Below are 2,415 nucleotides of genomic sequence, written 5' to 3' on the forward strand. Positions count from 1 at the left end.
CCCGGGGAATGGGGTGGTGGGCTGATCCCCTATCCACGGTCCCCACTCTACACCTACATATAATGTAGGTCAAGCCCCCGCAACTATCGTTCGTCGGGTGGGGCATACTCGCCGCATGTGCGGCCGATACGAACAGCACATCCCCGCGGTGCACGGGTGGGCGCAGATCCTCGACGCCTGGCCGCGCGATCGCGCGGCGCAGCACAACGTCAAGCCGACGCAGACGAGCGGCACGATCGACGCCGAGGGATTCCGCCCGCGCAGCTGGTGGCTGATCCCGCCGTGGAGCAAGGAGCCGCGGATCAAGTACCCGACGTTCAACGCCCGCGCGGAGACACTGGCCAGCAAGCCCGCCTTCCGTCACGCCTGGAAGGCCTCGCAGCGCTGTATCGTCCCCGCGTCCGCCTATTTCGAGTGGACTGGCGAGCGGGGCAGCAAGCAGTGCCACGCGATCGAACGAACCGATGGCCGCCCGCACCTGCTCGCCGGACTCTGGGAGCACTGGGAGGGCGGCGACCAGGTAGTCGACTCGTTCACCATCGTCACCGTGCCGGCCGCACCGGGGATCGACTGGCTGCACCCGCGCATGCCAAGACCGCTGCAGGACGAGTCAGAGGCGGACGTGTGGTTGCACGGTGCACCCGACGAAGTGGCAGAGCTGCTCGAGTCGTGCGCCGTGGACTACGCCGTCGGCGAGGTGGCCAGCCCGGATCGGGGTCTCGATGCCCGGTGACCCGCGTTCCACTAACGTGCTGCAAGTCGTTGATTCTCAATGCCCGAATTTGCGGCCGCCGCAGCCCACGAAATGGCTGTAAACTATTGATTCGGAAAGGGTGTGCCCTCTGTCGCCGCATAATTTGGGAGCAGAGGGTCGCAGGTTCGAATCCTGCCGCCCCGACCAGCATTCACGCCGCCCGGTGTCCGCGCGGCGTCAGCAGCATTCGCGCCCATAGCTCAGCCGGATAGAGCAACGGCCTTCTAAGCCGTGGGTCGGTGGTTCGAGTCCACCTGGGCGCGCCATCCCTGGTCCCGCGCCGTTTCCGGCGCCACCGCTGAGCGCGAGAGGAAGGAAGAGTGTCGGCAGCGATCATCGATGGAAAGGCCTGCGCGGCATCGGTGCACGCGCGCGTGGCATCAGCCGTCGAGAGCCGCACCACGCGCGGACTGCGCCCACCGTGCCTGGCGACGGTACTGGTAGGAGAGAATCCGGCGTCGCAGATCTACGTCCGCCGGAAGCGCGAGGTCTGCGAGCGTGTCGGCATCGTCTCGCGGCCGCTGCAGTTCGATGCGACGGTGAGCGAGGAAGCACTGATAGCGGCGATCGATGCACTGAATGCCGACGATGAGGTCGACGGCATCCTGGTGCAGCTACCGTTGCCGTCCGGTGTCGATACGACGCACGTCATCGAGCGCATCCGCCCCGACAAGGATGTGGACGGCTTTCATCCCTACAACATCGGCCGTCTCGCTCAGCGTATTCCGCTGCTCCGGCCCTGCACGCCGCTCGGTATCATGGAGCTGCTGCGCGCACGCGGCGAGACGCTGCACGGACGCCGGGCACTGGTGGTCGGCGCCTCGAATATCGTCGGCCGCCCGATGGCGCTGGAGCTGCTCCTGGCAGGGGCAACGACGACCGTCGCGCACCGCTTCACGCTCGATCTGGCCGACCGCGTGGCCGAAGCGGAACTGCTCGTGGTGGCTGTCGGCAAGCCCGGCCTGGTGGATGGTGCCTGGGTGCGTCCGGGTGCCACTGTCATCGATGTGGGCATCAATCGGCAGCCCGACGGCAGCCTGATAGGCGATGTCGGCTTCGCCGCGGCGCGCGAACGGGCCGCCGCGATCACGCCGGTGCCGGGCGGGGTGGGGCCGATGACCGTCGCCATGCTCATGCAGAACACGCTTCACGCCGCGGAGCTGCGCGAAGCCGGCGACGGCACCGACTGACCCTTTCCGCCTGCCGGGTCAGGCGGCTCCCGAGGCCGCCACCCAGACCACCGGCTCCCGGCGCGCGGCCCACTCGGGCACGAAGCCGAAATAGTGGTCCTCCACGACGTTGCGCTTGACCTTCATCGTCGGCGTGACGAATCCGCTCTCGGTGGTCCACTGATCCTCGACGACCGCCAGGAATTCGAGCTGCTCGTGCTGATCGGTAATCCCCCCGTTTTTAACGGAGGCCAAAAGTGGAGCTATGCAGCGGCGGCCAGCCGCTGCATGGGGGTGATGCCGCCGAGCGCCATGTTCGGTCGTTCGTGATTGTAGGACCAGAGCCACTCGGTGGCCGATTGCTGTACCTGCTCGATGCTTTCAAACAGGTATTGGCTGAGCCAGTCGTAGCGTACGGTGCGGTTATAGCGCTCGACATAAGCGTTCTGCTGGGGCTTGCCAGGCTGGTGAGCTGGCCCCTTCTATCTCCGG

General features: G+C 66.7%; 3 protein-coding genes, 1 tRNA gene and 1 pseudogene. 3 read left to right on the top strand and 2 right to left on the bottom strand.

Annotated features, from left to right (window positions below; translation table 11 throughout):
• The first annotated feature begins 115 nt into the window (after positions 1-115).
• The 3 genes from KAH28_RS17355 to folD all read left to right on the top strand — a co-directional run bounded on the left by KAH28_RS17355 (position 116) and on the right by folD (position 1,944).
• Positions 116-733, top strand: a complete 618-nt coding sequence (locus KAH28_RS17355) for an SOS response-associated peptidase (protein WP_290578854.1) — start codon at positions 116-118, stop codon at positions 731-733.
• Between the two features lie 210 nt (positions 734-943).
• Positions 944-1,020 (top strand) — tRNA-Arg (locus KAH28_RS17360).
• Between the two features lie 54 nt (positions 1,021-1,074).
• On the top strand, positions 1,075-1,944 hold the full coding sequence (gene folD, locus KAH28_RS17365) for a bifunctional methylenetetrahydrofolate dehydrogenase/methenyltetrahydrofolate cyclohydrolase FolD (protein WP_290578856.1): 870 nt from the start codon (positions 1,075-1,077) through the stop codon (positions 1,942-1,944).
• 18 nt (positions 1,945-1,962) lie between these two features.
• Here folD and KAH28_RS17370 read toward each other — a convergent pair whose 3' ends face one another.
• Positions 1,963-2,178 carry a hypothetical protein gene (locus tag KAH28_RS17370; protein WP_290578858.1) on the bottom strand — a complete coding sequence of 72 codons (216 nt, stop codon included), beginning with the start codon at positions 2,176-2,178 and terminating at the stop codon, positions 1,963-1,965.
• Positions 2,179-2,186: 8 nt separating this feature from the next.
• A pseudogene (locus KAH28_RS17375) lies at positions 2,187-2,390 on the bottom strand (transposase); the annotation flags it as partial.
• Between the last annotated feature and the right edge of the window lie 25 nt (positions 2,391-2,415).

The sequence above is a fragment of the Algiphilus sp. genome (assembly GCF_023145115.1).
GTDB lineage: Bacteria > Pseudomonadota > Gammaproteobacteria > Nevskiales > Nevskiaceae > Algiphilus.

Excerpts from the sequence above, each read along its gene's own strand:
- KAH28_RS17355 (WP_290578854.1), top strand. The coding sequence starts at position 116 with ATGTGCGGCCGATACGAACAGCACATCCCCGCGGTGCACGGGTGGGCG.